This is a genomic window from Burkholderia sp. Ac-20345 (assembly GCF_017104825.1).
Taxonomy (GTDB): Bacteria; Pseudomonadota; Gammaproteobacteria; order Burkholderiales; family Burkholderiaceae; genus Burkholderia; species Burkholderia lata_B.
In genome coordinates this window covers 1-2,908 of the sequence record NZ_JAAGPO010000419.1, presented here as the reverse complement: position 1 = coordinate 2,908, position 2,908 = coordinate 1, and the positions used below count along the sequence as shown (strand labels likewise).

The window sequence follows — 2,908 nt, the reverse complement described above, 5'->3', positions numbered from 1 at the left end:
CGGCTTCGATGCGGCGTGCGGCGGCTTCGCCGAGACCGCGCACGAGCGACAGGCCGAGCCGCACGGCCGGCTGGCCGTGCGGAGGCGGCTGGTCGGGCAGCGCTTCGAGCGATGCTTCCCAGTTGCTTTGCGCCACGTCGATCGGCAGCACCTGCACGCCGTGCCGCTTCGCGTCCTGCACGAGTTGCGACGGCGGGTAGAAACCCATCGGCTGGCTGTTCAGCAGCGCGGCGAGGAAGATCGCCGGTTCGTGGCATTTGAGCCAGCTGCTGGCGTACGCGAGTTTCGCGAAACTCGCTGCGTGGCTTTCGGGGAAACCGTAATCGCCGAAGCCCTTGATCTGCTCGAAGATCTGTTCGGCGAAGTCGGGCGGGTAGTCGCGCTCGCGCATCCCGTCGACGATCTTGCTGTGATATTTCTCGAGATTGCCCTTGCGCTTCCACGCGGCCATCGCGCGGCGCAGTTGGTCGGCCTCGCCCGGTGTGAAACCGGCCGCGATCATCGCGATCTGCATCACCTGCTCCTGGAAGATCGGCACGCCGTACGTGCGTTCGAGCGCGGGCTTCAATTCCTCCTTTGGATAACTGACCTTTTCGATTCCCTGGCGCCGCTTCAGATAGGGATGCACTGCCCCGCCCTGGATCGGCCCCGGCCGCACGATCGCAACCTCGATCACGAGATCGTAGTAAGTCCGCGGGCGCAGGCGCGGCAGCATCGACATCTGCGCGCGCGATTCGATCTGGAACACGCCGACCGTGTCGGCACGACAGATCATGTCGTAGGTCGCCTTGTCATCCTGCGGAATGTGCTTCAGCGTGAACGGCTCGCCATCCGGCTCCGGCGGCCCGCGCCACGCGGTGCGCATGTCGAATGCGCGATGCAGCGCCGACAGCATGCCGAGCGCGAGCACGTCGACCTTCATCAGCCCGAGCGCTTCGAGATCGTCCTTGTCCCACTGGATCACGCGCCGCCCGTCCATCGCCGCGTTCTCGACCGGCACGAGCCGCGTGAGCTTGCCGCGGCTGATCACGAAACCGCCCGAGTGCTGCGACAGGTGGCGCGGAAAATTCAGCAGCCGCGCGGCGAGCCTGGCCCACGCCAGGATGAGCGGCGTCTCGGGATCGAGCCCGATCGTCGAGAATTGCTGCAGCAGGTCGCGGCTGCCGTCGAACCAGCGGTGCGCTTTCGCGACGCGATCGACCAGCATCGGATCGACGCCGAGCGCCTTGCCGGTTTCGCGCAGCACGCCACGCGGGCGATAGGTCGAGACGGCGGCCGCGAGTGCGGCGCGGTTGTGCCCGTATTTTCCGTAGATGTGCTGAATCACCTCTTCCCGGCGCTGATGCTCGAAGTCGACGTCGATATCGGGCGGCTCGCCTCGCTCCGCGCTGATGAAGCGTTCGAACAGCATCGTGCTCTGCTCGGGATTCACCTCGGTGATGCCGAGGCAGAAGCAGACGACCGAGTTCGCCGCCGAGCCGCGCCCCTGGCACAGGATGTTCTGGCTGCGCGCGTATTTGACGATGTCGTAGACGGTCAGGAAGAACGGTTCGTAGCTCAGCTTCGCGATCAGGTCGAGTTCATACCGGATCTGCTTCGACACCTTCTCCGGCACACCTTGCGGATAGCGTGTGGCCGCCCCGGCCATGGTTTCCTGCTCCAGATAGCTCGTCGGCGTGAGCCCCTTCGGCACGATCTCGTCGGGATACTCGTAGCGAAGCGAGTCCAGTTTGAAATCGCATGTATCGAGAATCGTGCAGGTCTCCTCGATCTCCGCCGGCGAATACAGATTCCCGATCCGGTTCCGCGCGCGCAGATGCTGTTCCGCATTCGGCGCAAGCGCATACCCGCACTCGGAAACCGGCATGCCGACGCGGATTGCCGTCATCACGTCCTGCAGCTCCTTGCACGAGCGCCGGTGCATCGTCACGTCGCCGAGCGCGACGATGCGCACGCCACGCCGCTCGCCGGCTGCACGAATCTCCTCGCGCTGCGCCCCGTCCAGCGCGCGCTGCAGTTGCACGAGCCCGAGCCGTGCACGTTCGCCGAAGGTCGTGCGAAACCACGCGACCTGCGCATCGAGTACATCGGCACGCACCGGATACGTCGGCACGAGAATCGCGAAGCAGTCGGGCAGGCCGCGCAAGTGCGCAAACTCGGCAGGCGGCGCCGACAGCATCCTCGACGTCAGCTTGTAAGTGCCCTTCGGTGACTCCATCCGCCGCCACGAAATCAGCTCGGACAGGTTGCCGTAGCCTTCACGATTCTGCGCAAGCAACACGAGCCCGAACGCCCCGGGGCCCGGATCGTGGCCGGGCGCGACTTCATCCGGCGTGACTTCGAAATACGAACCGATGACGAGCGGCAGCCCTTTCGCCTGCGCCGCGACATGCATGCGCGGCGCGCCGGCGAGCGAGCATTCGTCGGTGATCGCAATCCCGCGATAGCCGAGCTCGAACGCGCGCTCGACCAGTTCTTCCGCATGCGACGCGCCATGCAGGAACGAAAAGTTCGAACGGCAGAACAACTCCGCGTAATCGGGCAGCCAGCTGAATTCCGCAACCATTGCCGTTCACCCGAACAGACCGTGCAGGAACCAGCGCGGCTCGGCCTCGCTCCCCGCCCGCTCCTTGAACACCCAGTAGCACGCACCGGCCTCGTCTTGCGCAACGCAGTAATCGCGCGCGGCGAGCTGACCGTCGAACCACCCGGCCTCGATCCGCTCCACCGACGACATCATCCTCAGCGGCGTATGAAATACCGGCCGCTCCCCGCGCATCAACAGCGGCAGCGGCTCCGCCAGCAACCACGCGGGCCTCGGCGGCACGGCCGGCGGCACGGCAGCCGGCTTGCCGGCCTGCGCATCGAGCGGCAGCCAGCGGTTCGCAGCCTCGGGCCGGTGATCGGA

1 protein-coding gene and 1 pseudogene are annotated in these 2,908 nt (G+C 66.0%); both read right to left on the bottom strand.

The window, feature by feature from the left end; all coding sequences use genetic code 11:
* On the bottom strand, positions 1-2,566 hold a 2,566-nt coding region (locus tag G3O06_RS47510), incomplete at its 3' end, for an error-prone DNA polymerase (RefSeq protein WP_205820223.1).
* Positions 2,567-2,572: 6 nt separating this feature from the next.
* Positions 2,573-2,908: pseudogene (locus tag G3O06_RS47505) on the bottom strand (DNA polymerase Y family protein); the annotation flags it as partial.